Source organism: Streptomyces venezuelae, from assembly GCF_008642275.1.
Classification (GTDB): Bacteria; Actinomycetota; Actinomycetes; order Streptomycetales; family Streptomycetaceae; genus Streptomyces; species Streptomyces venezuelae_E.
On the sequence record NZ_CP029189.1, the window covers coordinates 7,662,618 to 7,687,461 of the forward strand.

General features: G+C 73.5%; 23 protein-coding genes. 11 read left to right on the plus strand and 12 right to left on the minus strand.

The genetic code is table 11. The features are described from left to right. Nucleotides 1-47 precede the first annotated feature (47 nt). Genes DEJ51_RS33960 through DEJ51_RS33985 form a run of 6 tightly spaced genes read right to left on the minus strand, consistent with a single transcriptional unit; the run spans nt 48 to nt 6,502 of the window. On the minus strand, nt 48-1,220 hold the full coding sequence (locus DEJ51_RS33960; RefSeq protein WP_150261466.1) for an acyl-CoA dehydrogenase family protein: 1,173 nt from the start codon (nt 1,218-1,220) through the stop codon (nt 48-50). 38 nt (nt 1,221-1,258) lie between these two features. Further along, nucleotides 1,259-2,455 (minus strand): acyl-CoA dehydrogenase family protein, encoded by a 1,197-nt coding sequence (locus DEJ51_RS33965; protein WP_150261468.1) that lies wholly within the window; start codon nt 2,453-2,455, stop codon nt 1,259-1,261. Nucleotides 2,456-2,498: 43 nt separating this feature from the next. Further along, nucleotides 2,499-4,595 carry an acetate--CoA ligase family protein gene (locus DEJ51_RS33970; protein ID WP_150261470.1) on the minus strand — a complete coding sequence of 699 codons (2,097 nt, stop codon included), beginning with the start codon at nt 4,593-4,595 and terminating at the stop codon, nt 2,499-2,501. 1 nt (nt 4,596) lies between these two features. After that, nucleotides 4,597-4,788 carry a ferredoxin gene (locus DEJ51_RS33975; RefSeq protein ID WP_150261472.1) on the minus strand — a complete coding sequence of 64 codons (192 nt, stop codon included), beginning with the start codon at nt 4,786-4,788 and terminating at the stop codon, nt 4,597-4,599. Further along, on the minus strand, nt 4,785-6,089 hold the full coding sequence (locus tag DEJ51_RS33980; protein WP_150261474.1) for an NADH-ubiquinone oxidoreductase-F iron-sulfur binding region domain-containing protein: 1,305 nt from the start codon (nt 6,087-6,089) through the stop codon (nt 4,785-4,787). The genes DEJ51_RS33975 and DEJ51_RS33980 overlap by 4 nt, the downstream gene beginning before the upstream one ends. After that, nucleotides 6,086-6,502, minus strand: a complete 417-nt coding sequence (locus DEJ51_RS33985; RefSeq protein WP_150261476.1) for a hypothetical protein — start codon at nt 6,500-6,502, stop codon at nt 6,086-6,088. The genes DEJ51_RS33980 and DEJ51_RS33985 overlap by 4 nt, the downstream gene beginning before the upstream one ends. 403 nt (nt 6,503-6,905) lie before the next feature. On the opposite strand from DEJ51_RS33985, the gene DEJ51_RS33990 reads away from it, so the two are divergent. The 7 genes from DEJ51_RS33990 (at nt 6,906) to DEJ51_RS34020 (ending at nt 15,363) form a co-directional block, all read left to right on the plus strand. After that, complete coding sequence (locus DEJ51_RS33990; protein WP_150261478.1) at nt 6,906-8,225, plus strand: aromatic ring-hydroxylating oxygenase subunit alpha; 1,320 nt, start codon at nt 6,906-6,908, stop codon at nt 8,223-8,225. Nucleotides 8,226-8,411: 186 nt separating this feature from the next. Continuing rightward, on the plus strand, nt 8,412-9,542 hold the full coding sequence (locus DEJ51_RS33995) for a spermidine/putrescine ABC transporter substrate-binding protein (protein ID WP_150261480.1): 1,131 nt from the start codon (nt 8,412-8,414) through the stop codon (nt 9,540-9,542). Between the two features lies 1 nt (nt 9,543). Next, complete coding sequence (locus DEJ51_RS34000; RefSeq protein WP_150261481.1) at nt 9,544-10,512, plus strand: ABC transporter permease; 969 nt, start codon at nt 9,544-9,546, stop codon at nt 10,510-10,512. Next, nucleotides 10,509-11,453: an ABC transporter permease gene (locus tag DEJ51_RS34005; protein ID WP_150261483.1), complete on the plus strand. Its 945-nt coding sequence runs from the start codon at nt 10,509-10,511 to the stop codon at nt 11,451-11,453. The genes DEJ51_RS34000 and DEJ51_RS34005 overlap by 4 nt, the downstream gene beginning before the upstream one ends. Nucleotides 11,454-11,515: 62 nt before the next feature. Beyond that, a complete protein-coding gene (locus tag DEJ51_RS34010) occupies nt 11,516-12,610 on the plus strand; it encodes an ABC transporter ATP-binding protein (protein WP_223836255.1) in 1,095 nt (364 codons plus the stop codon). Nucleotides 12,611-12,635: 25 nt separating this feature from the next. Further along, on the plus strand, nt 12,636-13,952 hold the full coding sequence (locus tag DEJ51_RS34015) for a flavin monoamine oxidase family protein (protein WP_150261487.1): 1,317 nt from the start codon (nt 12,636-12,638) through the stop codon (nt 13,950-13,952). A 55-nt stretch (nt 13,953-14,007) separates the two neighbouring features. Then, nucleotides 14,008-15,363, plus strand: coding sequence for an aminobutyraldehyde dehydrogenase (locus tag DEJ51_RS34020; RefSeq protein WP_150262322.1), 1,356 nt, complete (start codon nt 14,008-14,010; stop codon nt 15,361-15,363). Here the strand turns inward: DEJ51_RS34020 and DEJ51_RS34025 are convergent. Then, the gene (locus DEJ51_RS34025) at nt 15,353-16,768 is read right to left on the minus strand and encodes a hypothetical protein (RefSeq protein ID WP_150261489.1); all 1,416 of its coding nucleotides are present in this window, start codon (nt 16,766-16,768) and stop codon (nt 15,353-15,355) included. The genes DEJ51_RS34020 and DEJ51_RS34025 overlap by 11 nt on opposite strands. Nucleotides 16,769-16,836: 68 nt before the next feature. Beyond that, complete coding sequence (locus tag DEJ51_RS34030) at nt 16,837-17,820, minus strand: aldo/keto reductase (protein WP_150261491.1); 984 nt, start codon at nt 17,818-17,820, stop codon at nt 16,837-16,839. A gap of 102 nt (nt 17,821-17,922) precedes the next feature. On the opposite strand from DEJ51_RS34030, the gene DEJ51_RS34035 reads away from it, so the two are divergent. Further along, nucleotides 17,923-18,516: a TetR family transcriptional regulator gene (locus tag DEJ51_RS34035; protein ID WP_150261493.1), complete on the plus strand. Its 594-nt coding sequence runs from the start codon at nt 17,923-17,925 to the stop codon at nt 18,514-18,516. Between the two features lie 23 nt (nt 18,517-18,539). Here the strand turns inward: DEJ51_RS34035 and DEJ51_RS34040 are convergent, their stop codons facing one another. From DEJ51_RS34040 to DEJ51_RS34050, 3 genes are all read right to left on the minus strand, one after another. Next, nucleotides 18,540-18,731 (minus strand): hypothetical protein, encoded by a 192-nt coding sequence (locus DEJ51_RS34040; RefSeq protein WP_150261496.1) that lies wholly within the window; start codon nt 18,729-18,731, stop codon nt 18,540-18,542. A 108-nt stretch (nt 18,732-18,839) separates the two neighbouring features. Continuing rightward, nucleotides 18,840-19,625 carry an alpha/beta fold hydrolase gene (locus DEJ51_RS34045; RefSeq protein ID WP_150261498.1) on the minus strand — a complete coding sequence of 262 codons (786 nt, stop codon included), beginning with the start codon at nt 19,623-19,625 and terminating at the stop codon, nt 18,840-18,842. A 98-nt stretch (nt 19,626-19,723) separates the two neighbouring features. After that, the gene (locus DEJ51_RS34050; RefSeq protein WP_150261500.1) at nt 19,724-20,404 is read right to left on the minus strand and encodes an alpha/beta fold hydrolase; all 681 of its coding nucleotides are present in this window, start codon (nt 20,402-20,404) and stop codon (nt 19,724-19,726) included. 259 nt (nt 20,405-20,663) lie between these two features. Between DEJ51_RS34050 and DEJ51_RS34055 the strand changes: the two genes are divergently transcribed. Both DEJ51_RS34055 and DEJ51_RS34060 read left to right on the plus strand, forming a co-directional pair. After that, a complete protein-coding gene (locus tag DEJ51_RS34055; protein WP_150261502.1) occupies nt 20,664-21,566 on the plus strand; it encodes a GNAT family N-acetyltransferase in 903 nt (300 codons plus the stop codon). Between the two features lie 171 nt (nt 21,567-21,737). Next, nucleotides 21,738-22,121, plus strand: coding sequence for a VOC family protein (locus DEJ51_RS34060; RefSeq protein WP_150261504.1), 384 nt, complete (start codon nt 21,738-21,740; stop codon nt 22,119-22,121). Nucleotides 22,122-22,150: 29 nt separating this feature from the next. Here the strand turns inward: DEJ51_RS34060 and zwf are convergent, their stop codons facing one another. After that, a complete protein-coding gene (gene zwf / locus DEJ51_RS34065) occupies nt 22,151-23,611 on the minus strand; it encodes a glucose-6-phosphate dehydrogenase (protein WP_150261506.1) in 1,461 nt (486 codons plus the stop codon). Nucleotides 23,612-23,877: 266 nt separating this feature from the next. Here zwf and DEJ51_RS34070 point away from each other — a divergent pair, with 266 nt between their 5' ends. After that, nucleotides 23,878-24,720, plus strand: coding sequence for a hypothetical protein (locus DEJ51_RS34070; RefSeq protein ID WP_150261508.1), 843 nt, complete (start codon nt 23,878-23,880; stop codon nt 24,718-24,720). Nucleotides 24,721-24,844: the final 124 nt, after the last annotated feature.

Genomic DNA, 24,844 nt, shown 5'->3' on the forward strand with positions numbered 1-24,844 from the left:
GCCCGTCACTGCGCGCCCGTCACCGCCCGCCCGTCACCGCCCGCCCGTCACTGCGCGGACGGCATCCGCAGCACTCCCGTACCGCGCTTGACCAGTTCGCCCGCGATGATCAGGCGCTGGATCTCCGAGGTTCCCTCCCAGATCCGGTCGACGCGCAGTTCGCGGTAGAGCCGCTCGACCGCGTACGAGCGGTCGTAGCCGCGGCCCCCGAAGATCTGCAGGCACCGGTCGACGACGCGGCCCGACGCCTCGCTCGCCGCCAGCTTGGCGATGGCCGCCTTCGCGTGCAGCGTCTTGCGGTCGAGTACGCCCTCGTCGACCTCCCAGGCGACCTGGTGGGTGTAGGCGCGGTTGACGGCGATGTCGACGGCGCAGTCGGCGAGCATCCCCTGGATCAACTGGAAGTCGGCGATGGGGGAGCCGAACTGGCGCCGCTCCACCGCCCAGTCACGGGCGAGCTCCAGGGCCCGCTCCGCCGCACCGATCGTCCGGGCGGCGATCATCAGCCGCTCCTCGGTGAACCACGAGCGTGTGATGTCGTAGCCCTGGCCCACCTCGCCGAGCACCGCGTCGTCGGGGACGAACACCTCGGTGAAGGTGAACTCGGGGTGCTCGTAGACGAAGGTGTGCATCCAGCGCGGCACCCGGGTCATCTCGATGCCCGTGGTGTCCTTGTCGACGAGGAAGAGGGTGGGTGCGCGCTCCTCCCCGGCGGCGGCCAGCACGATCATGAAGTCGGCGTGGTCGCCGACGGTCACGAACCACTTCTCGCCGTTCAGCACCCAGCCGCCCTCGGCCCGCGTCGCCGTGGTCCGCAGGTTCTGCGGGTCCGAGCCGGCCTCGGGCTCGGTCACCGCGTAGCAGTCCCGGCGTTGCCCCCGGATCACGGGGACGAGGTAGCGCTCGCGCTGCTCGGGCGTGCAGAAGGACAGGGCGTTGGCCGGCCGCCACACCATGTCCCACAGGGCCCCGGTGAGCCGGCCCAGCTCCGCCTGGACCGTGACCTGCTCCAGGATGGTGAGACCGGCGCCGCCCCACTCCTCCGGCATGTTGACGGCCTGCAGCCCGCTGTCCAGGACGGCGTCGCGGATCTCGGTGTGGGCCTGCGGGGGCAGCCCGTTGTTCTCCTCGCAGTCGAGCTCGTACTTCTCGATGAAGTCGGTGAGCGCGCGCGCCGCGCTCCGCAGCTCTTCCTGACGGGCGGTGAGGCGGAAGTCCATGTCTGTCTGTCCTCTGGGTCGTGGTGGGGGAGCGGTCGTCAGGAGGCGGTGCGGTCGTCGGACGGGCCGACGGGGAGGGCGAGGGCCCGGGTGCCGCGCTTGATCAGCTCGTTGGCGATGATCAGGCGCTGGATCTCGGAGGTGCCCTCCCAGATCCGGTCGACGCGCAGTTCGCGGTACATGCGCTCGACGGGGTACGTACGGTCGTAGCCGCGCCCGCCGAAGATCTGCAGGCACCGGTCGACGACCCGCCCCGCGGCCTCGCTCGCCGCGAGCTTCGCCGTCGACGCCTTCGCGTGCAGCGTCTTGCGGTCGGTCTCCGGCCGGTCGGCCTCCCAGGCGACCTGATGGGTGTAGGCGCGGTTGACGGCGATGTCGACGGCGCAGTCGGCGAGCATTCCCTGGATCAGCTGGAAGTCGGCGATGGGGGAGCCGAACTGACGGCGCTCGATCGCCCAGTCCCGGGCGAGTTCCAGGGCCCGCTCGGCGGCCCCGACGGTCCGGGCGGCGATCATCAGCCGCTCGTCGGTGAACCACTCCTTGGTCAGCTCGTAGCCGTTCCCGACACCGCCCAGTACGTCCTCGTCGGGGACGAACACCTCGGTGAACGTGAACTCGGGATGCCCGTTGACCGCGGAGTGCATGAAGCGGGGGACCCGGGTCATCTCGACCCCGGGCGCCTGCTTGTCCACGAAGAACAGCGTCGCCGCCCGTTCCGGCCCCGCATCGGCCTGCACCAGCAGGAAGTCCGCGATGTCCCCGCAGGTGACGAACCACTTCTCGCCGCTCAGCAGCCACCCGCCGTCGGTACGGGTCGCGGTGCTCGTGCCCGAGCCGGGGTCGGAGCCCGCACCGGGTTCGGTCACCGCGAACGCGTCGAACCGCTCGCCCCGGATGACCGGCAGCAGGTACTTCTCCCGCTGTGCGTCCGTGCCGTAGGCGAGGACGTTCGCGGGCCGCCAGGGGATGTCCCACAGGCAGTTGGTGGCCTTGCCGAACTCCTCCTCGACGATGACCTGGTCCAGCAGGGACAGCCCGGCACCGCCCCATGTGGCGGGCATGTTGATCGCGTAGACGCCCGCGTCCATCGCGGCGCGGGTCAGCTCGCGGACCGTGTCGGCGGGCAGCGGGCCGCCGGCCTCCTCCGAGCGGTCCTCGTACTGCATCAGCAGCCGTGCGTAGGAGGCGGCGCGCGCCTTCAGGTCGGCCTGTTCGGGTGTGTAGCGGAAGTCCATGTGGGGTCAGTCCTCCAGAGCACAGGTGGTGGGGGTGGAGCGGTCAGCGCAGGACGGCCCGCGCGTCCAGGGCGAGGGCGCCGTCCGGGCGCACCAGCAGGGGGTTGACCTCCAGCTCGGCGATCTCGGGGTGGGCCGCGGCGACGGTGGTGATCCGTTCGACGACGGCCGCCGCCGCGGCCACGTCGACGGCCGGCCGGCCGCGTACGCCGTCCAGCAGCGCCGCGCTGCGCAGACCGCGCAGCAGGGCCTCGGCCCGCGCCGCCGGTACGGGTGCCAGGGCGAAGGCGACGTCGCGGAGGGTCTCGGTGAGGACGCCGCCGAGCCCGACCAGGGCGACCGGCCCGAACCGCGGGTCCTGGTTCACGCCCACGATCAGTTCGATGCCGTCGTCGAGGCCGGCCATCGCCTCGACCGAGTAGGCGGGCGCGCCGAGCCGGGCGTGCATCTCCCGGTACGCGGCGAGCAGCGCGTCCCGGTCGGCCAGACGCAGGGCCACGCCGCCGGCGTCGGACTTGTGCAGGACGTGCAGGGCCTTGAGCACGTACGGGCCGTCGAACTCGGCGGCCGCGGCCAGCAGTCCGGCCTCGTCCGTGATCTCGCGCGCCGCCGGGAACGGGACGCCGGCCGCGTCGAGCAGCGCCCGTACGCCGTGGTAGCCCGGGTCCGCCAGCGGTGCGGCGGCGCTCGGCAGCGGGGGCACGCCGGGCCCGCTGTCCGCCGCCTCCCGGCCGCGCGCCGTCCCTCCGGTCATCGCCGCGAGCGCACGGGCGGCGTCCTCGGTGGCGGCGAACACCGGCACTCCGGCCCCGGCCAGCACCCGGCAGCTCGGCGACTGCGGGTACATCGACTGCACGACCAGCGGCTTCGGCGTGACCGTGAGGTGGGCGACGATCTCCTTGGCGGCCCTGGCCTCGCCCTCCGCGAGGACGGAGCCACCGTTCTGGCCGCCGCCCAGACCGCCGTCGGAGGCGGTGTACCCGCCGAAGTACCCGGTCATCAGGACGGCGTCGACCTCGTCGGCGGAGAGCAGCGCCCCGACCGTGTCCGCGTAGGAGAGGGGCCGCTGTTCACCCATCCCCGCCAGGTCGACGGGGTTGCCGACGGAGGACTGCTCCCACAGCACGGTCCGCAGCGTGTCCTGCGTCGGCCCGCCGAGCTCCGGTACGTCGAGCCCGGCGTCCTCGGCGGCGTCGGCGGCGACCGCGCCGTGGCCGCCGCCGTCGGTGAAGACCGCGGTACGCCGGCCGCGCGGGCGCGGCCCCGGGCCCAGTCCGGCCAGTCCCGCGAGGACCACGGTCATCTCCCGCGGTGTGCGGACGAGTTCGATCCCCGCGTCGCGGCAGGCGGCGGCCACCACGTCGGCCGAGGTGGTGAGGGCCCCGGTGTGCGACTGGGCGCTGCGGGCGGAGGCGGTGCCCCGGCCGGCCGTGAGCAGCACCACGGGCTTGCCCGCGGCGGCGGCCGCGGCCGCGAAGGCCCGGCCGTCACCGAAGTCCTCGGCGTACACGGCGATGGCCGAGGTGGCCTCGTGGCGGGCGCAGTCCTCGACGAGGTCGACGAGGGTGACGTCGGCCTGGTTGCCGAGGGAGACGAAACGGGAGAAGCCGAGGCCGTGCGGCTCGCCGCGGAGCTGGAGTTCGAGGGCGAGGTTGCCGCTCTGGCTGAGCAGGGCGACCCCACCGGGGGCGAAGCGGTCCGAGGCGAGGTACAGCTCGGTGGTGTTGTCGGCGATGCCCAGGCAGTTGGGACCGACGAGGACGGCTCCGGCGGCCCGCACCCGGGCGGCGACCGCCCGCTGCCGGGCCAGGCCCGCGGGGCCGGCTTCGGCGAAGCCCGCCGTGATGGCGACGATCGCTTTCGCCCCGCAGGCCAGGGCCTCGTCGACGGCGGCCTCGAAGCCGGCGCCCGGTACGGAGACCACCACCAGGTCGACGGGTTCGCCCACGGCGGTCAGGGAGGTGGCCGCGGTGCGGCCGAGTACCGTGCCGCCGCGCCGGTTGACCAGGTGTACGGGCCGCCGGCCGGGGGCGCGCAGGGCCTGGGAGGCCACCGCGTGGCCGTACTTCGCGGGGTCGTCGCTGGCGCCGACGACGGCGACCGAACGGGGGTCGAAGAGGGCGGTCAGATCGCGTCCCATGTCATCCCTCCACGCGGAGTGCGGAGTTGGGGCAGCTGTCGACGCAGGCGCGGGCGGCGTCCTCGGTGCCGGCCGGGACGAGGACGGCGATGACGTTCGCGTAGCCCCATTCGTCCAGTTCGACCAGCTCGGGTGCGGGTTCCTGGCACAGTCCGTAGCCCTGGCAGCGGGTGGAGTCCAGCAGGAGTTTCATGGCGTTCCTTTCAGCGCGGGCACGGGGGTGCCTGAGGCGGAGGCGGTGAGGGGGGAGGCGACCTCCGGCACGGCCACGGCGAGACGGCGGCGGCCGTCCTGGTTCGGCGCGTCCGCGCACACCGGGCACGGTGCGGCGAGATGGGAGCGGACATGTCCGGGGAAGGAGCGGAGCAGGCTGCCCGCGATCCCCGCGGCGGCGTCGAGGAGCCCGCAGGCGCCGCGCCCGGTCAGGCCCTGCGACCAGCGGAGCAGGCTGTCCGCGGTGTCCGGGCCGGCGGTCCCGGCGGCGAGGCCGGACAGGGCCTTGGCGACGGCCGCGGTGCCGGACACGCAGACCCCGCACTGCCGGGCGCTTTCGGCCGCGAGGTGGGCGGCCGCGTCGGCGGCCGTGGCCACGGGGCAGCCGCCGGGGGCGAGGAAGCGGATGGCTCCGCATCCCAGGGCGGTGCCGGCGTCGGTGAGCGCGCCGGGTTCGAGAGGGAGTTCCAGGGCGCGGGCGTCGACGAGTCCGCCGAACAGCCCGCCCATCAGCGCTCCGGCCGCGTCCGGGGTCCCGTACCGCCGGGCCAGTGTGCGCAGCGTGATCCCGTAGGGGACCTCGGTGAGCAGCGGGGTGGCCGGGCCGCCGGACAGGGTCACCAGGGTGCTGCGGGCGATGACGCGCCGCAGGCCGGGCCGGGCGGCGGTGAGGGCGATCCGGGCGAGCGTCTCGACGTTGGAAACCAGGGTCGGCTCACCGCCCACCCCGCGCTCGAAGGGGCGGGGCGGCTTGGCGGTGGGCAGCGCCGGGCCACCGTCGATCCGGCGGACCACCGCCGTCTCCTCACCGGCGACGTAGGTGTGGCCGGTCTCGACCACCTCGACCGGCAGCCGCGGCGGGTGTTCGGCGAGGGCCCGGCGCACGCTCTCACCCGCCGCCGGGTCCGACAGGTAGACGAAGCCGCGTACGGCGCCGGTGATCGCGGCGGCGCGGGCGAGGCCGTCGAGGACTAGGTGCGGGCGGGCCCGCAGCAGCCAGCGGTCCTTGGCCGAGCCGGGTTCCCCCTCCTCGCCGTTGGCCACGACGACGGGGGAGCCGCCGCGGCCGCGTACGGAGCGCAGTTTGACCGCGGCCGGGAAACCCGCGCCGCCGCGCCCCCGCAGCCCTGAGGCGGCGAGGTGGGCGAGGAGCTCCTCCGGGCCCGTGGCTCCGTCGTAGCCGCCGGTGGCGCGGTAGGCGTCGGCGCTCTCCGCGACCTGCGGCGCGGCCCCGAGGACGGTGCCCGGCGGCCGTGCCGTCGGGAGGCGGATCGTGGTCATCGGCCGGCTCCTGTCGTGGTGTGGGTGCGCAGGGTCCGTACGGCGCTCTCCAGCGCGGTGCGGTCCCGGGCGGTGCGGCCGTATCCCGGTCCCGGGAGGCCGATGAGCATGTGGTGGTGGTCGAGGACGACCTCGCCGGCGAGCAGGGCGGCGGCGGGATCGCCCGGGCGGGACCCGGCGGCCACACCGGTCACCAGGTCGGTGACCTCGGCGAGGTAGCGGAGCCAGCTGTGCCGGCTCCCGCGCAGGATCAGGCGTTCCACGCGGCACCGCTCCTCGGCCGCCAGGTCATGCGGTGGTGGCTGGGCGCAGGCACCGTGCGACGAGGCGCGCAGGGCGGCCACCGCCGTGGGGAGTTCTCGTTCCGGTTCGGGGGTGAGCCCGAGCCAGTCCAGACGCCGACGACCGCTCATGCGTGCCTCCGGGAGGTGGGAACCGCCGCCGGCCCGCCGCCCGGCGGGGGCCGCGGGCGGGGAATCGGAGGGGATCGAGGGTGCGGGCCCGGGCGGACCGGGCGGGCCGCACGGCTACGTCCGCGCTGCTGAACAGGACGAATGCGGAGGAGGGCCGTGGGGCGACAGGAAAGCACGTTTGCTGACCGATCGGTCAGGCAAGAATCACGCTAGCTGACCGATCGGTCAGTGAACAAGTCTTGACCCGGTGGAAATGAGCCAGCAATGTGGCTGTCCAATCGGTCAGCCTGGTTCCGGCTTCCCCGCCCCTACCGCCTGTCCGCCGCTGGACCGCCTTGCCTCGTCCTGCCTCGCCATCGAACGCCGACACCGAGCGCCGCCCGTCGGCACGGAGGAGTCACCGATGCACTCAAGAGCTCCCGAATCACCGACAGGCCGCACCGTCCGCTCGGACGCCACCGCCGGATCCGACCGGACCGACCGGACCGACCCGACCGACCGGACCGGACCGCCGGGCGGCGCCGCCGCCCCCGACACCCTCGCTCCCCAGCCGCCGGCGCCCGAGCCCGCGGCGCCCGAGCCCGCCGCCCGGCAGACCCCCGCCCCCGACACCCCCGGGCCGGCGCTCCCGGCCCGCTACTACACCGACCCCGAGACCGCGGCCGCGGAGACCCGGCACGTCTTCGGCCGGTCCTGGCAGCTCGTCTGCCACGAGTCCGACCTGCCGAATCCGGGAGCGCGGCTCGCCGCCACGGTCGCCGACCGCGAGGTCCTGGTGGTCCGCACCGAGGACGGCGGCCTCGCCGCCCACCTCAACGTCTGCCGCCACCGCGGAACCCGCCTGGTCACCGCCCCCGAGCCGGACGGCAAGGCGATCCGCTGCCCCTACCACGGCTGGACGTACCGGCTCGACGGGAGCCTGGTCGGCGCCCCGGAGGCCCGCCAGATCCCCTGCCTCGACAAGCCGAAGCTCGGCCTCTTCCCGGCCCGCGTCGAGTCCTTCCTCGGCTTCGTCTTCGTCAACCTCGACCCCGGCGCCGTACCGCTGGCCGAAAGCTGTGCGGGCCTCGCGGAAGCGGTCGGCCACTACGCCGGAGCCGACCTGGTGCCCATCGGCCGAGCCCGTATCCACGACCTGGCAGCCGCCGAGGTGCAGGAGGCCAACTGGAAGGTCGCGGTCGACAACTACCTGGAGGGCTACCACGTCCCGGTCGCCCACCCCGGCCTGATGCGGCTGCTCGACTACCAGGGCTACACCTGCGACATCGAGGAGTCCTACGCGCTCTTCGCCTCGCCCTTGCGCGACAAGCCGTCCTCGAACTGGGCCGAGCGCCTCTACCAGCGCATCGCCGCCCCGATGCCGGGCCTCCGCGAGGCCGACCGCCGGGTCTGGCGGTACGCGGTCATCTACCCGAACACCCTCATCGACTTCTACCCCGACCACGTACTGGCCTGGACCGCGATCCCCACGGCGGTGGACCGCGTGGCCGTACCCGGTGCGTTCTACACCCGCCGCGGCACCAGCTGGCGCACCCGTCTCGCCCGGCGCCTGAACATCCACATCGGCTGGATCACCAACGACGAGGACGCCGAACTCGTCGCCCGCGTGCAGAAGGGGCTCTCCACCCCCGGCTTCGAACCCGGCCCGCTGTCCCGCCGGGAGTCGGCGGTCGGCTGGTTCGCCGGGCGCGTCCGGGCCGATCTGGACGACCCCGAGGGCTGAGGCCCCCGCCCCGCCACCACCGCACCCCCGCGTCACCCACACCGCACCACCGCACCGCACACAACGCAACGCACACAACGCAACGCAACGCGGCGCCCCGCCCCCGCGCCCCGCCCGCCGCACGACCGAGCCCCCACGTACCGCTCGTTCCCGCCGTCCCCCTGCGGCCCCTACGGAGAGGACCCCATGTCCCCCGAGGCACTCCCCCCGACCAGACGCTCGTTCCTCCGCGCCGGCACCGCCGCCGCCCTCGCCCTCACCGCCGCCGGCTGCGGCTTCGCCACCGCCGACGACCCGGCCGGCAAGGCGATCGCGGACGCACCCATCGACGTCAAGGTCGACGGCGACCTCGTCTACTTCAACTGGGCGGACTTCGTCGACCCCACGGTCTTCGAAGGTTTCCAGAAGGAGTACGGCGTCAAGGTCGTCCAGTCGAACTACGACTCCATGGAGGGCATGGCCGCCAAACTCAACGCCGGCAACCGCTACGACATCATCTTCCCCACCGCGAAATGGGCCGAGCGCCTCGCCGCCGGCGGACGGCTCCGCAAGATCGACCATTCCCGGCTGCGCGGCGCCGAGGCCGTGTTCGGCGGCTACGGCTACTTCGCCGACCCCTGGTACGACCCCCGCTCGGCGCACACCGTCCCCTTCACCATGTACAAGACGGGCATCGGCTGGCGCCGGGACCGGCTCGGCGACCTCACCGGCTCCTGGGACGACCTGTGGAACGACCAGGCCAAGGGCAAGGTCTTCGTCCTCGACGACCGCGACGAGGTGCTCGGCCTCGGCGCGCTCAAGCTCGGCCTCGGCCTCACCACCGGCGACCAGGGCGACCTCGCCCGCGTCACCGACACCCTGCGCTCGCTCCGCCCCCGCCTGCGCGGCTTCTCCAGCGACAGCTACAACAACCTCCTCAACGGCAACGCCGACATGACCCAGGCGTGGAGCGGAGACATGGCCGCCATGCTCGCCCAGGCCGAGGACCCGTCCGTCTTCGGCTTCGAGGTCGCCCGCGAAGGCGCCCCCGTCAACTCCGACTGCTACGCGATACCCGCCAACGCGCAGCACCCCGGCACCGCGATGCTCTTCATCGACTACATGCTCCGCCCGGAGAACGTGAAGAAGAACATCGAGTACATCGGCTACCCGATGCCGGTGCGCGGCACCGAGGACACCTACGCCGCGCTCGTCGAGCCGTTCCCGCAGTGCCTGGTGACCGCCGACGACCTGGCGGCCGACCTCTTCTTCCGCAACGGCGACGCGGGGACCGAACGGGCCCGCGACGCCGCCTGGACCGACGTGAAAGCCGGCTGACATGGCGACGCGAAACAACCGCACCGGGACCGCGGTCCGGCCGCCCGACGACCCGGCCGAGCCGGCGCCGCCCCAGGACCGGACGCGCCCCGGGGCCACGCCCGGCACCCGCGCCCGGAAGCGCCAGCCCCGCCTGTGGACCTGGCTCCTGCTCCCCGGCACCCTCTGGATGACCGGCTTCCTGGTCGTCTCCCTCCTCCTCGTCGCCACCCTCGCGCTCGGCACCACCGACCCGCTCGGCAACCCGCGCTTCGGACTGAACTTCGCCAACCTCACCGCACTGGCCGACCCGGCCTACAGCACCGTCCTGCTGCGGTCCCTCGGCTACGCGCTGATCACCTGCCTGATCTGCCTGGCCGTGGCCTACCCCGTCGCCTACGCCATCGCCCTGTGCGGGGGCCGGTTCAAGAACCTGCTGATCGCCGCGATCGTCGTTCCGTTCTTCGCCAACTACCTGGTCCGGATGTACGGCTGGTCCGTCGTCCTCTCCGACGACGGCCCGCTGCTGAAGGCCCTGCGCGCCATCGGGCTCGCCGACGACGGCACCAAGATCCTCCAGACCGGTGTGGGAGTGATAGCCGGACTCGTCTACGGCTTCGTCGTATTCATGATCATCCCGCTGTACGCGGCGATGGAGCGCATGGACACCTCGCTCATCGAGGCCGGCCGCGACCTCTACGGAGGCCCCCTGCGGACCTTCCTCTTCGTCACCGTCCCCGCCACCCGGCAGGGAGCGGCCGCCGGCTGCGTCCTCGTCTTCCTGCCCGCCATGGGCGACTTCGTCAGCGCCCAGCTCATGGGAGGTCCCGACCAGATCATGATCGGCAACCTGATCCAGGACAAGTTCTTCCAGGGCCAGAACTGGCCCCTCGGCTCGGCCCTCACCATGCTGCTGATGGCGGTCCTGTTCCTCGGGATGCTCGGCTACCTGCGCCGTACCCGCAAGGACGAGGCGGAGGCCGCCCGATGAGCACCCAGCCGCGTCCCAGCACCCAGCCGCGTCCGAGCGAGCTGCCGGCCCCGAGCCCCCGGGAGACCCCGAGCGGGCCGGAGGGCGGCGTCCCCCGGCACGGTTCGCGGACCCGGCGACGCCGTCGGCGGGGAGCCGAGCGCCGCCCCCGCTTCGCCCTCGCCGTCACCGCCCTCTTCTTCGCGCTCCTCTACCTCCCCGTGGGCGTCGTCGTCCTGTTCTCCTTCAACTCCCAGAAGTCCCTCACCGTCCTGGACGGCGTCAGCCTGCGCTGGTACACGGCCCTGCTCCACGACGAGGTACTCCTCGACTCGCTCGGCATGAGCCTGCGCGTGTCCCTGGTCGCCATGGCCGGCTCGCTCGTCCTCGGGGTGGCCCTGGCCCTGGGCCTCGTACGCAGCCGCAGCCGCCTCGGCTCCTTCGCCGGCCTGATCATGCTCGTCCCGCTGATCACCCCGGAGATCGTCACCGGCGTGGCCGCGATGCTCCTCTTCAAGGGCCTCGGCATCACCCTCTCCACCACCACCGTGATGCTCGCCGAGATCACCTTCTCCATCTCCTACGTGACGGTCATCCTGCGCTCGCGCATCGCCTCCCTCAACCCGGAGGTCGAGGAGGCCGCCATGGACCTCGGCGCCACCCGCGGACAGGCACTGCGCCTGGTGACGCTGCCCGCGCTGCTGCCCAGCATCCTGGCGTCCGCGGTGCTGATCTTCGCCCTCGTCTTCGACGACTTCGTCCTCGCCTACTTCACCACCGGCGTCGACCCGCAACCGCTGTCCGTACGCATCTACTCGGCGATCAGGTTCGGCGTGCAGCCCACCATCAACGCCGTCGGCACCCTGATGCTGGCCGGCTCCATCGGCCTCATCCTCCTCGCACTCGCCATCCCGCGCCTCTTCGGGCGCAAAGGCGGCCTCGACCTGCTCTCCGGGAAGTGACACCCATGCCCGCGACACCCGAGCACCCGACCCCCACCCCGACGCCCAAGACCCAGACCCCCATGACCCCGACGCCCATCCACCCGACCCCCGCGGTCCGGCTCGACCACGTCAGCAAGCAGTACCCCGCCGCGGGCGGCACCTACGCGGTGCGCGACGTCGAACTCGACATCGCCCCCGGCGAGTTCTTCTCCCTCCTCGGCCCCTCCGGCTGCGGCAAGACCAGCCTCCTGCGGATGATCGGCGGCTTCTCCGACCCCACCACGGGCAGCGTCCTGCTCGACGGCCAGGACGTCACCGGCCTGCCGCCCGACAAGCGCAACGTCAACACCGTCTTCCAGAGCTACGCCCTCTTCGACCACCTCTCCCTCGCCGACAACGTGGCCTTCGGCCTCAAGCGCAAGGGCGTCGGCCGCGCCGAGATCCGCGAACGGGTCTCGGAGATGCTCGACCTCGTCCAGCTCGGCCACCTCGCGAACCGCAAGCCCGCCACCCTCTCCGGAGGCCAGAAGCAGCGCGTCGCCCTCGCCCGCGCCCTCGTCAACCGGCCCCAGGTCCTGCTCCTCGACGAACCGCTGGCCGCCCTCGACCTCAAACTGCGCCGCCACATGCAGGTCGAGCTCAAGCAGATCCAGCGCGAGGTCGGCATCACCTTCGTCTTCGTCACCCACGACCAGGACGAGGCCCTGACCATGTCCGACCGCCTCGCCGTCATGAACGAGGGCCGCGTCGAGCAGTGCGGCACGCCCGAGGACGTCTACGAGCGCCCCACCAGCAGCTTCACCGCCTCCTTCATGGGCACCTCCAACCTGGTCCCCGGCACCTACCGCGCCGGCCGGGTCGTTCTCGACGACGGCCCCGAACTGCCCGTCGGACCGCGTCCGTCCGTCCCCGAGGGCAGCCGGGTGAACCTGTCGATCCGCCCCGAGAAGATCTGGCTGTCCGACCTGGAGCCGGACATGGCCCGCGCCGCGGGCGTCGTCCGCGAGACCGTCTACTGCGGCCCGACCACCACGTACCTCATCGAACTGGCCCCCGGCGTCACGGTGTCCGTACTGGAGCAGAACACGGTCCGCTCCCGCAGGGAGGACCGCTGGAGCGGCGGCGAGCGCGTCGAGATCGGCTGGAAGCCCGAACACTGCCTCGTCCTGGACTGAAGCCGCCCCGACCGAAGGACACCCCATGAACCACGACGTCATCGTGCTCGGCGCCGGCCTGGCCGGCCTCGCCGCGGCACGCGACCTCGCCGCCGGCGGAGCCGACGTCCTCGTCGTCGAGGCCCGGGACCGGGTCGGCGGGCGCGTCGAGCAGACCGGACTCCCCGACGGCCGGCTGGTCCAGCTCGGCGGCGAGGTCGTCGGCCGCGCCCACACCGCCTACCTGGCCCTCGCGGCCGAACTCGGCCTCACCCTGGTCCCGAGCTACGTCGCCGAGCCCGGCGCCCTCACCCGCGCCACGCCCGAAGGGGTTTCCGCCGGAGATCCGCCCCACTGGTTCGGCCCCGGCGACGACGCCTGCCACCAGAAGGTCACCGCCGCCTACTGCGCCCTCGCACGGACCGTGGACCCGGCCGACCCCTGGTCCCACCCCGACGCGACGGCCCTCGACCGGTCCTCCGTCGGCGACTGGCTGCGCGCCGAGGGCGCCACCCCTGCCGTCGTTCGCCTCTGGGAGATCGGCCAGCTCGCCCTCGCCGACGGATCGTACGAGCGTACGTCCCTGCTCGCCGCCCTGCGCAAGCACGCCTCCGTCCCCGGCGCCGAGGCCTACGACTACGAGGCGTGGGAGGGCCTGCGGGTCGCCGAGGGCTCCGCCACGGTGGCCCTGCGCATGGCCGCGGCCCTCGGCGGACGTGTCCGCACCGGCGCGCCCGTCGAGGCCGTCACGGTCCGCCGGACCGGCCCCTGCTCCGTACGGCTGGCCGGCGGCGAGACCCTCACCGCCGGCGCCGTCGTCAGCGCCCTGCCCGTCGGCCCGCTCCGCCAGGTCTGCCTCACGGGCGTCTCCGACGGGCGGATCGCCTCCCTGCACCGCCAGCGCCAGGCTCTCGCGGCGAAGTTCGTCGCCGCCTACGACCGGCCGTTCTGGCGGGACCTCGGCCAGAGCGGCCTCTCCGAATGCGAAGGGGTCCTCGGCAGCACCTGGCCGCAGAGCGACGGCATCCTCTCCGCCCTCGTGCCACCCGAGCGGCTCGGTGTCCTGCTGGGCGCACCCGCACCGCTGCGCACCCGTGAACTCCTCGCCGACATCGCCCGCCTCTACGGCGACGAGGCGTACCGGCCGCTCGCCACCTACGTCCGGACGTGGGGCACCGACCCGTGGACCCAGGGGTACGTCACCCAGTGGACCCCCGGCGACGTCATGGCCGTCGGCCCCCTCCACGGCACCCACGAACCACCCTTCTACGTCTGCGGATCCGACCAGTGGGTGGCCGGCTACATGGAAGGTGCGGTACGCACCGGACGCGCCGCAGCCGGGGAGGTGCTGCGCCGTGGCTGAACCGGTGCTCAACCACGTGGCGGGCGTGGACCGGCCCGCCGCCGCAGGCGAGACCATGGAACTGGTCGACCCCGCCACCGGCCGGGTACGCGGCCACGCCCCGCTCTCGCGCCGGGCCGACACGGACGCCGCCTGCGCGGCCGCCGCAGCCGCGTACGCGCACTGGTCGACGACCACACCGGCGGTCCGCCAGCGCGCCCTGCTCGGCATCGCCGACGCCGTCGAGCAGCACGCGGAGGCCTTCGTGGCCGCCGAGGCCGGCGACACCGGCAAGCCGCCCCGGCAGTTCCGGACCGAGGAACTGCCGGCGATCGTCGACAGCCTCCGCTTCTTCGCGGGAGCCGCGCGCAACCTGCCGGGCCTCGCGGCTGCGGAGTACACCGAAGGCCGCACCTCCCTCCTGCGGCGCGAACCGGTCGGGGTCTGCGCCCAGATCACCCCGTGGAACTACCCGCTGATGATGGCGGTGTGGAAGATCGCCCCGGCCGTCGCCGCGGGCAACACGACCGTGCTCAAGCCCGCCGACACCACCCCCTCGTCCACCGCGCTGCTGGCCCGCGTCGCCGCCGAGCACCTGCCGCCGGGTGTGCTCAACGTGGTCTGCGGCGACCGCGACACCGGCCGCGCCCTCACCGCCCACCCCAAGGTCGCCCTCGTCGCGGTGACGGGAAGCGTGCGCGCCGGCCGGGAGATCGCCGCCGCCGCGGCCGCCGACCTCAAACGGGTCCACCTGGAGCTCGGGGGAAACGCCCCGGTGCTCGTCCACGACGACGTGGACGTCGACGCGACCGCGGCCGCGCTCGCCGCGGTCGCCTACTACAACGCGGGCCAGGACTGCACCGCGCCCACCCGGCTGCTGGTCCACCAGCGGGTGCACGACGCGTTCCTCGCGGCCTTCGCGGCCGAGGCGGGCAGACTGCGCGCGGGTGCCCCGGACGAGCCGGACGCCGATTTCGGCCCGCTGAACAACGCGGCCCAGCTGGCCTCCGTACGGTCCCTGCTCGACCGGCTGCCGCGCCGCGCCGACCTCGTCACCGGCGGGTCCCGCCTCGCACGGCCCGGCTTCTTCCACGAACCCACCGTCGTCGCCGGGGTGCACCAGGGCGACGAGATCGTGCAGGAGGAGATCTTCGGCCCCGTCGTGACCGTGCAGCCCTTCGCGGACGAGGCGCAGGCCCTGCGCCTGGCCAACGACGTCCGCCACGGCCTCGCCGCCAGTGTGTGGACGAGGGACCACGACCGCGCCATGCGCGCGACCCGGGCCCTGCACGCCGGAATCGTCTGGGTGAACACCCACGGCACCACCGTTTCCGAGATGCCCCACGGCGGGGTCAAGCACTCGGGGTACGGCAGTGACCTCTCGATGGCCGGCCTGCTCGACTACACGCAGGTCAAGCACGTCATGCTGTGAGCCCGCCCGGGCCGTCCGCGGCGTCCGGCGGGTCCGGTACGGCGGCCGACACCTCGGACAGCAGCTCGGGCAGCGTGCCCGGGTAGCGCCAGAGCCGGGGGTGGAACGCGGCCCACCGTTCGGCGGGCACGCCGCCGGCGGACCAGCGGGCCAGCAGCGCGGCCGTGTGCACGTGCAGGGCCGCGCGGCCGCTCCAGGCGGCGTGCTGGACCGAGTGCCAGCCGGAACCCTGTCCGACCCAGGAGGTCAGCACGTCCGCCGGCCGCATCAGCCGCACCGCCTCGGACGCCGGCAGCTGCCCGCGTTCGATGACCGCGGAGAGGTGGTCGAGGGTGGCGGCGGCCGGGTCCTCGCGGGTGTCGAAGGCGACGCGCAGGGTCCGCAGGGCCCGGCGGGCCGACTCGGCGCCGTCCCCGAACGGTCCGGTGTCGCCGGGCGGCCTCCACTCGGGCACCCAGGCGGACGGCGGCGGCCGGTACGCCGTGCGGGGCGCCGGCCCGCGCGCCGGCGGCGGCAGCGGGCGGCCGGGCCGGGGCGGCTGCCCGGTGCGCAGGACGACCGCCACCTCCGGCGGGCAGTCGGGCCGCAGGAGCAGTGCCTCCACGGCCGTGCGCGGCAGCCGGCGGCCGAGCCGGGCCGCCGCGACCAGCGCCCAGTCGATCCGGTAGGGCTCGGCGAGGACCCGCTCCATCGCGCGGCGGACCCGCCAGGGAGCGAGGTCACTGCGGTGAGCGGCCCGCAGGGCCGTCAGCAGTGCGCCGGTGCCCAGGTGGCGTTCGCCGGCCGTGTCGAGGTAGGGCTGCGGATCCGCCTGGGCGCAGGCCGCGACGACGTCGGCGTCGACGGGATCCTCGTGGCCGGGCAGGGCGGCCACCACCTCGCGCACCCGGGCCGTTCCACCGTGGGCGCGTACGGTCGCCCAGGCGGTGGCGCGGGTGGTCGCCGGGTGCTCGCCGCGGCCTTCGACGAGCGCGGCCGCCGCGAGGTCCGGGTCCCCCGACAGGAGCGCGCGGTGGTGGTGGCGCCGCTGGTAACCGCGTCCCAGGGCGGTGGCCGCCGGGTTCCGCAGCCGCAGCAGGCGCGAGGTCTCGTAGTCGAGCTGGTGGTTGTTCCGCAGTGCGGTGTCGACCACGGGGACGTCCAGCGCGAGCAGGGACCGCTGGGTGTCATGGCCGCGGACGGCGCCCGCGAGGGCGGCCTGCAGCCGGGCGCCGCCCAGGTTCAGGACGGCCTCGGTGACGGGGGTGGGCGGGTCGAACCCCATGTGGAACAGGGCGGGGTCGACGCCGAGCCAGGCCTGAAGGGCGGCGGGGCGCTGGTGGTAGGGGAGCAGGGCCGCCAGGCAGGTGAGGTGGAAGCGCACCGTCGACCGGTCGGTCTGCGAGAGTCCGACCGTCGCGGTCACTGCTTGCCCCCTTCATCGTCTGCGGCGCCGCCCCCGGCCGGTGCCCGCACCCTAACAAGATCAGCCGATCAGCCGTTCAGGGAGGCCATCAGCTCGGGTGCGTAGCGGTCACCGGAGGCCACGCCGTACGGCGCCACGGCGTCGATGGCGGCCAGCTCCGCCGGGGTGATCGTCACGGCGGTGGCGGCGATGTTCTCCTCCAGGTAGCTGCGGCGCTTGGTGCCCGGGATGGGGACGGCGCCCTGCTGGAGGGTCCACGCCAGGGCGAGCTGCGAGGGGGTCACGCCCTTCTCGGAGGCGAGCCGGCGCACCTGGTCCACGACGGCGAGGTTGCGGTGGAAGTTCTCGCCCTGGAACCGCGGGTCGGTGCGGCGGAAGTCGTCGGCGGCGAAGTCGTCCGGGCTGGTGATGGCACCGGAGAGGAATCCGCGTCCGAGCGGGGAGTAGGCGACGAGCCCGATGCCGAGCTCGCGGAGGGTGTCGAGCACGCCGTCGTGTTCGATGCCGCGCTCGAAGAGGCTGTACTCGGTCTGTACGGCGGCCAGCGGGTGCACGGCGTGGGCGCGGGCGATCGTGGTGGGGGAGACCTCGCACAGCCCGATGTGACGGACCTTGCCGGCCTGGACCAGCTCGGCGAGGGCGCCCACCGTCTCCTCGATCGGCACGTCCGGGTCGACGCGGTGCAGGTAGTAGAGGTCGATGTGGTCGGTGCCCAGGTGGCGCAGGGAGCGGTCGGCCGAGCGGCGGATGTAGTCGGGGGTCCCGTTGTGTCCGACGAAGGCGCCGTCGTCGGTGAACTCCACCCCGGTCTTCGTGGCGACGACGGCCGCCGCGCGGCGGCCGGCCAGTGCCTTGCCGAGGAGCTGCTCGTTGCGGAAGGGGCCGTAGCCCTCGGCGGTGTCGAGGAGGGTGACGCCCAGCTCCAGGGCGCGGTCGATGGTGGCGAGGGCTTCGGTCTCGTCGGTGGCTCCGTAGTGGGCGCTCATGCCCATCAGGCCGAGGCCCTCGGCGCCGACCTGCAGTCCCTGGCCGCCCAGTGCGCGGATCTCCATGGTGTGCTCCTTGCAAGTAGGTAACTAACTGGATAGTTCGAGTCTGCGACGCGGCGGCCGCATTTGTCAATAACTGGATAGTTACTTGCTAGGCTCGTGCTCATGGCACGGGATTCCAACGCGACGAAGGCGCGCCTGCTCGACGCGGCCTTCACCGAGTTCGCGACGTACGGCATCGCGGGCGCGCGCGTCGACCGCATCGCCGAGACGGCGCAGGCGAACAAGCGGCTCATCTACGTCTACTACGGCAACAAGGAGCAGCTCTTCGACGCCGTGCTCCAGCGGGCCCTCGCGACGGGATCGGAGTCCGTCCCCTTCGACGCCGACGACCTGCCCGGTTACGCGGGAGCGGTCTTCGACCACCTCGTCGAGCGGCCGGAGCTGATGCGCCTCGTGCTGTGGAAGCAACTGGAGCGACCGGGCTCCACGGACGCGGAGACCGAGTCCTACGAGGGCAAGATCGCGGCGGTTCGGCGGGCCCAGGAAGCGGGCCGGATCGCCGCCGGGGTGTCCGCGGCGGACGTGCTGACACTGGTCATGGGCCTGTCACAGGCCTGGTTCGGAGCGGTCGGCGGCCCGGCGGCGGGCGCGCAGGGCGCCGGCTGGGCCGCCGAGCGGCTCGCCGGGCACCGTGCGGCGGTGGTGGAGTCCGTCCGCCGGATCACCGCACCCGCACCCCCGGCCGGCGGGGCCTGAGGCCGCCCGGGGGCCGGCGGCGGTCAGCGGTACGGTCCGGCGAACTCCGGCAGGGTCCGCTCGGACCGCCCGCCGAAGCCCACCCGGGCGACGTCCCCGAACGCGAACCCCGACAGCTCCGGGCACCACCATGCGTCGGTGTCGGCCTCCCGCGGTCGCGGCGACTGCGGCCGGACCGCGACCACGTCGCGGTCCGGCAGACATCCGGCAGACATCCGGCAGGCACCCGGCAGGCGTCCGGAGGGTCCCGCTGTACCTGCGGGGCCCCCGAAGGCCCACGAGCCCCCTGCCGCCCGCCGGGTCCGCCGGCCCGGGCGCCGACGTCAGCGGGTGAGGAACGACCGGAGCGCCGTGACCAGTTCGGCGGGCGCGTCGAGTGCGATGAGGTGGGCCGCGGCCGGGAACTCGACCAGCGCGGCGCCGGGGATCGCGGCGGCGTACCGGCGGGCGATGTCCTGGAAGTCGGCGACGTCGAGCAGACCGATCCCGACCAGGGTGGGAACGGAGATCGCCGCGACGTCGCCCGCAGCGCCGCCCTGGGAGTGCTCCCCGACCGTGTCCTGGTTCACCAACGACGTCCGTACCGGGGTACGGAGCTGCTCCGCCAGCCCAGGAGCGACGTCCTCCCAGCCGCGGCCGGGCCCGCGCAGCCACATGTCCAGGTTCACCCGGACCGCTGCGTCCAGGTCGCCCGCGGCCAGCGCCGCCGTCTCGGCCTCGTCGTAGGCCACCATGTCCGCCGACCAGTCGTACCCGGGCCACGGCGGGGCGAGCAGCGTCAGCGAGTTGACCCGGCCCGGGTGGGCGAGGGTGAACTCCACGGCCACCCGCCCGCCCCAGGACGCGCCGACGAGCCGGACGCTCTCGTGGCCGAGGTGGTCCAGGAGCCGGCCCAGGTCGTCGGTCTCACGGAACGGCCCGGCCGGGGGAGCGGACTCGCCGAACCCGCGCAGGTCGTACCGGATGACGGTGTGGTGCTCCGCGAGGGCGGGCACGACCGCGTCCCACATCGTGTGGTCGGCGACACCGGCGTGCACGAGCACCACGGGCGAACCTTCGCCGGTGACGGTGTAGGAAAGGTGGCCGAGATCGTCGGCAAGGATAGGCATCTGCAGATAGTCGCAGGTCAACGCCGTACGGGCCATCATATTGCGGATCACGTCCTGCGGGCATCGCCCAGCGGACGCCGGCACCGGCACCCGTCGACTCAGCCGCAACCACCCTGCGGGGATGCGGATCCGAGCAGTTCGCGAAGGAGTCCGACCACGAGCCCGGGCCGTCCTACGAAGGGGGAGTGGCCGGTCTGCCACTCGCGCACGTCGGGGCAGCGCGAGGCCATCCTGCGCTGCAGGTCCGGGTCGACGGCCCGGTCCCGGGCGCAGACCACATAGGTGGCGGGAGTGTCCTTCCAGCTGTGGCGCTCCGGAACTCCCCGCCCGCAGCCGGGGGCTTGGGCACGCAGCAGACCGACCGCCCGGGCGGCGAGGGGACCGGGACAGTCGCCGTAGAGGGTGGCGGCGGCCAGGTCGGGGCGCAGGCTGGTCCAGCCGTCGGGCTCGGGGCGGATCGCCTCCTTGAGCCGCTCGGTCGCCCCGCCCAGAACGGCCGCGCTCTCACCCGTGTCCGGCACGAAGGCCGCCAGGTACACCAGGTGCCCGGCTCCACGCACCCCGGTGATCACCGAACCACCGTAGGAGTGGCCGAGTACGACCGCGGGCTCCCGCAACGCGTCGACGGCAGCCTGGACTTCGGCGGTGTCGGCGGGCAGTGAACCGCGGTGGAGCTCGGGAACGGCCACCTCGGTCCCCCGGGCCCGCAAGCGCTCCGCAACCTCGGCGAAGTGCTCAGGACGGTGGTACAGGCCGTGAACGAGCACGACGGCAGCCAATTCACCCCTCCTCGGTCCGGTGGCCAACCCGGCGATCTTCACATGCCCGGGCCGAGCACCTCGGCTCCGCGAAAATGCGTGGACGCGGCCGTCGGTGATCAAGTATCGTCCGGCTCGGACCACGTCGCGTGAGACGAACGGAAGGAGGCGAGTGCCGTGCAGTTCACAACCATCCAGCGCTCCCTTCCCGTTACCCCGGTGTGGTTCGTCTGATCCGAGACCGGGAGCGCTCCACGCAGGACACCTCCCGGAGGAACCCGTGACCGATCTGGTCATCCGTGCGCTCGACGCGAGCGACGCCGCACTGTTCGACGCACACCCCGATCCACTGAACGCCCGTGCCGCCCACGAGCGCACCACGCACCGCCCCGACTGGAAGCGCGTGGCCCTGCGCGACGGCACGGTCGTCGCCCGAGGCGCCTGGTGGGGCGGCCCCGACGACAAGGAACCCGTCAACGTCAACTGGTTCGACGTCGCCGAGGGCGAGGTGGAGGCGGGAGCCGCACTCCTGCGCTCCGCCCCCTGGCAGGTCGAGCTGGAGATCAACCTCCCCGGCGACTGGCGGGACCGCCCCGACCTCGCCGCCGCCACCGAGACGCGCTTCGCCGCCGCCCGGGCGGCCGGCTACGAGCTCCTGGTGGAACGCTTCCTCTACCGCTGGACCCCGGAACGCGGACTCCCCGAACGGCCCGGCCGCCTCGTCTTCGGTGCCGAACCCGACGACGCGGTCTTCTTCGACGCCCTGCGCCGCATCCACGCGGCCACCCTCGACGCCCACTCGCTGAAGGCGATCGCGGAGGGCGGTCTCGACCAGGCCGCCCAGGAGGAGATCGACTTCTTCCACTGGTGCCCGTCCCCGCGGGAGTGGTGGCAGACCGCCCGTACGCCCGAGGGCGACCTGGCCGGCATCCACATCCCGGCGCACAACCCCTCCGGGCCGACGATCGGCTTCATCGGCGTCGTTCCGGAACACCGGGGCCACGGCTACGCCTTCGACCTCCTCGCGGAGTGCACCCACTTCCTGGTGGAGCACGGCGCCGAGGCCGTCACCGGAGCCACGGACCGGGGCAACTTCCCCATGGCCGCGCAGTTCGCCAAGGCCGGCTTCCCCGTGGTCCGCGAGCGCGTCAACTTCCACCCCGTGGACGCGGCCTCGCGGTAACAGCGCTCCCGGCCCTCGCCCCGCGCCGTGGTGTCCGCGCCGCGGGGCGAGAGCGCCGCCACCCGCAGGAGCCGTGCACAGCCCTGCCCTGGCCGGAACCCGCCCGAAGCACACGCGGCCGACCGCGTGGCCGACGGCCGGCGCCCGCGTCCGCTCCGTAGAGTGGCGGGCATGGCATGCCGCATCAGTGAGCTGGTCGTCGACGCCGCGGACCCCGACCGGCTCGCCGCCTTCTGGAGCGAGGTCCTCGGCTACGTCGAACTCGGCCGGGAGGACGACGGAAGCATCGAGATCGGGCCGCCCGACGCCGGGTTCGGCGGCCCGCAGCCCACCCTCGTCCTCAGCCGCAGCAGCACCCCGCGGACGGGCAAGCTCCGGCTGCACATCGACGTCAACCCCACCGACCGCGACCAGGACGCCGAGCTGGAGCGGCTCCTCGCCCTCGGCGCCAGGCCCGCCGACATCGGCCAGACCGGCACCGAGAGCTGGCACGTCCTCACCGACCCCGAGGGCAACGAGTTCTGCCTCCTGCACAGGCGGCTCCAGCCCCTGTGACCACGTCCGTCCCCGCTGGAGGACGTGGATCACTGTTGGTCGGGCAGGTGCCAGCGGTGCGGGGCGACGAGTGCGCCGATGCTGTCGGGCCCCCAGCTTCCGGGGGCGTACGGCTCCACGGGAGGGGGCGCGTCCAGCAGCGGGGCGGAGACCTCCCACAGGCGTTCGATGCCGTCGGACCGGGTGAAGAAGGACTGGTCGCCGAGCATGGCCTCCAGGAGGAGGTGCTCGTAACCCTCCAGGGAGTTGTCGGCGGTGAAGGAGCTCTGGTAGCCGAAGACCATGTCGGCCTCCGCCAGCCGCATGGAGGGCCCCGGCTCCTTGACGAGGAACCGGGCGGTGATGGAGCCGGGATCGGCGAAGTCGATGACGAGTTCGTTGCTGCGGCCGTCGGCCGTCGCACGCGCGTTCAGCGGGAACATGCCGAGGACGGGCTCCCGCAGCCCCAGCGTGACGACGTGCCGGCCCTCGGCCAGTGCCTTGCCCGAGCGCAGCAGGAAGGGGACACCGGCCCAGCGCCAGTTGTCGATCTCGACGCGTACCGCGGCGAAGGTCTCGGTGTCCGAGGCCGGGTCGACCCCGGGCTCGGCGCGGTAGCCCGTGTACTGCCCCCGGACCACGTGCGCGGGCTCCAGCGGCCGCATGCTGCGGAAGACCTTGACCTGCTCGTCCCGCAGCGACTGCGCGTCGAGCACGACCGGCGGTTCCATCGCGACGAACCCGAGCAGCTGGAAGAGATGAGTGACGATCATGTCCCGGAAGGTCCCGGTGCCCTCGAAGAAGTGCGCGCGGCCCTGGATGTCGATCTGCTCGGGAACGTCGATCTGCACATGGCTGATGTGTTCGCGGTTCCAGAGGGGCTCGAAAAGGCCGTTGGCGAACCGGAGGGCGAGGATGTTGTCCACCGCCTCCTTGCCGAGGAAGTGGTCGATGCGGAACACGCGGGACTCGTCGAACACGGAGTGGATGGTCCCGTTCAGCGCGCGGGCGGACGCGAGGTCGGTCCCGAAGGGCTTCTCGACGATGACCCGGGCGTCCTGGGCGAGGCCCGTGGCACCGAGGAGCTCGACCATCGAGGTGAACGCGACGGGCGGGACCGCGAGATGGAAGAGCCGTCGCGGAGTGCCGCCGACGGCCTCCTCGGCCGCGCGCACCGCTGCCACCAGCGGCTCCGGGGCCTGTGGGTCGGCCGCGCCGAAGGACAGGGCGGACTCGAACTCCTGCCATGCGGGACCCTCGGGGCGCGAGCGCCCGAACTCCTCCACCGCCTGCCGTGCGTGGGCCCGGAACTCCTGGTCGCTCAGGGCCTCGGCCGCCGGGGCCGAGCCGACGATGCGGTAGCGCCGCGGCATCAGCCCCGCCTTGGCGAGATGGAACAGGCCCGGCAGCAGTTTGCGCCGGGCCAGGTCTCCCGTGGCTCCGAAGAGGACGACGACGTGGTCGGCCGGGCCCGGCTCGGGAGCCGGGGCGGGCTGGGCGGGCTGGGTCATGGCGGGCATCCTCACGCGTCGGCGCCGGGGCGCTCCATGGCACGACGTACGGGACCGGTGTCCATCCGCCCGAGCCCGACCCGTACGAGGTGCACGGGCGTACCCGAGGCCACGCGCCGCACTTCCGTTCCGGGCGGTCGCGTCGCCCTGAGCTCCCACTGTGCGGGTTCACCACCCATCCGGCACCCGGGCATCCACCACCCGGGTCACGGCGGCGCTCCGTTTCGCTGCCGGCCGGGTGCCGCCCCCGGCACTAGTGTCGGACCGTGGGACAGCCTCTGGAGAGCGCCGAGGGCGCGGGACCGTTCGTCACCCGGCGTACCTGGCGGCGCCCCGAGGGCGAGACGGTGGTCTGGGACTCGCGACGGGCGCGCAGGCGCGGCACGCTGTCGGTCCGGGGCCCGGGGGACACGGTCGGCCGGGTCTCGACCGCCGGCCCCGGGTCGTTGCGCCGTCTGCGCAGGCTCAACGCCGTCGCCTCCGGCGCGTTCGTCATCGGAGGGGCGCTGTTCGCCGCCGGCGCCGCGGTCTCGCAGTTCGGTTCGGGAGATCCGCTCGTCAGCGCGTGGGTGTACCTCGTAGGCGGTCTGTTCTTCAGCACCGGGGGCTACGTCTCGGTGCTCCAGGTGCTGAACGCGCCCCGTCACTCCCCGGACGGCGGCTTCCAGGCCACGGCCGGCTGGCGCTGGTGGGGGTACGAGCCGATGCGGGTGGACTGGCTGAGCACGTTCGTCCTGTTCACCGGGACGCTCGTGTTCGGCGTCAATCTGCTCGACTCCTTTCTGGAAGGCCTCAGCGTCCGGCAGGTGAACCGGCTGATCTGGACCCCTGACGTGATCGGGTGCGTGCTGTTCCTCGTCTCGGGGCATCTCGCGTTCGCCGAGATCTGCCACCGGCCCTGGCCGTGCCTGCGCTCCCGCAGCCTCGGATGGTGGGTGGTGGCCGTGAACCAGCTCGGTTCGGTCCTCTTCATGGTCTCGGCGCTGGCGGCCTTCACCCGCCCCGCCACCGGAAGCCTGGTCAACGTCGGCATCGCCAACTGGGGCACCCTGACCGGTGCGCTGTGCTTCTCGTTCGGCGGGGTGCTGCAGCTCTTCGAGCGGCCCTAGGCGGCCCGCCGTTCGTACCGGGCGGTCTGCCCCGGCATCCGGAACCAGCAGCCCGCAGCGTGAAGGCCCCGAGGAAGCCCCGGGGCCTTCACACACTTCGCTGACCGCAAGACTCAACGAACGG

What these genes read in the sequence shown, in the direction of transcription:
- DEJ51_RS33985 (WP_150261476.1), bottom strand. Translation starts at nt 6,502, where the DNA reads ATGAGCGGTCGTCGGCGTCTGGACTGGCTCGGGCTCACCCCCGAACCG.
- DEJ51_RS33965 (WP_150261468.1), bottom strand. Translation starts at nt 2,455, where the DNA reads ATGGACTTCCGCTACACACCCGAACAGGCCGACCTGAAGGCGCGCGCC.
- DEJ51_RS33975 (WP_150261472.1), bottom strand. Translation starts at nt 4,788, where the DNA reads ATGAAACTCCTGCTGGACTCCACCCGCTGCCAGGGCTACGGACTGTGC.
- zwf (WP_150261506.1), bottom strand. Translation starts at nt 23,611, where the DNA reads ATGACCCAGCCCGCCCAGCCCGCCCCGGCTCCCGAGCCGGGCCCGGCC.
- DEJ51_RS33960 (WP_150261466.1), bottom strand. Translation starts at nt 1,220, where the DNA reads ATGGACTTCCGCCTCACCGCCCGTCAGGAAGAGCTGCGGAGCGCGGCG.
- DEJ51_RS34005 (WP_150261483.1), top strand. Translation starts at nt 10,509, where the DNA reads ATGAGCACCCAGCCGCGTCCCAGCACCCAGCCGCGTCCGAGCGAGCTG.
- DEJ51_RS34020 (WP_150262322.1), top strand. Translation starts at nt 14,008, where the DNA reads ATGGAACTGGTCGACCCCGCCACCGGCCGGGTACGCGGCCACGCCCCG.
- DEJ51_RS33970 (WP_150261470.1), bottom strand. Translation starts at nt 4,595, where the DNA reads ATGGGACGCGATCTGACCGCCCTCTTCGACCCCCGTTCGGTCGCCGTC.
- DEJ51_RS33980 (WP_150261474.1), bottom strand. Translation starts at nt 6,089, where the DNA reads ATGACCACGATCCGCCTCCCGACGGCACGGCCGCCGGGCACCGTCCTC.
- DEJ51_RS34060 (WP_150261504.1), top strand. Translation starts at nt 21,738, where the DNA reads ATGGCATGCCGCATCAGTGAGCTGGTCGTCGACGCCGCGGACCCCGAC.
- DEJ51_RS34030 (WP_150261491.1), bottom strand. Translation starts at nt 17,820, where the DNA reads ATGGAGATCCGCGCACTGGGCGGCCAGGGACTGCAGGTCGGCGCCGAG.
- DEJ51_RS33995 (WP_150261480.1), top strand. Translation starts at nt 8,412, where the DNA reads ATGTCCCCCGAGGCACTCCCCCCGACCAGACGCTCGTTCCTCCGCGCC.
- DEJ51_RS34035 (WP_150261493.1), top strand. Translation starts at nt 17,923, where the DNA reads ATGGCACGGGATTCCAACGCGACGAAGGCGCGCCTGCTCGACGCGGCC.
- DEJ51_RS34040 (WP_150261496.1), bottom strand. Translation starts at nt 18,731, where the DNA reads ATGTCTGCCGGATGTCTGCCGGACCGCGACGTGGTCGCGGTCCGGCCG.
- DEJ51_RS33990 (WP_150261478.1), top strand. Translation starts at nt 6,906, where the DNA reads ATGCACTCAAGAGCTCCCGAATCACCGACAGGCCGCACCGTCCGCTCG.
- DEJ51_RS34015 (WP_150261487.1), top strand. Translation starts at nt 12,636, where the DNA reads ATGAACCACGACGTCATCGTGCTCGGCGCCGGCCTGGCCGGCCTCGCC.
- DEJ51_RS34045 (WP_150261498.1), bottom strand. Translation starts at nt 19,625, where the DNA reads ATGCCTATCCTTGCCGACGATCTCGGCCACCTTTCCTACACCGTCACC.
- DEJ51_RS34000 (WP_150261481.1), top strand. Translation starts at nt 9,544, where the DNA reads ATGGCGACGCGAAACAACCGCACCGGGACCGCGGTCCGGCCGCCCGAC.
- DEJ51_RS34010 (WP_223836255.1), top strand. Translation starts at nt 11,516, where the DNA reads ATGACCCCGACGCCCATCCACCCGACCCCCGCGGTCCGGCTCGACCAC.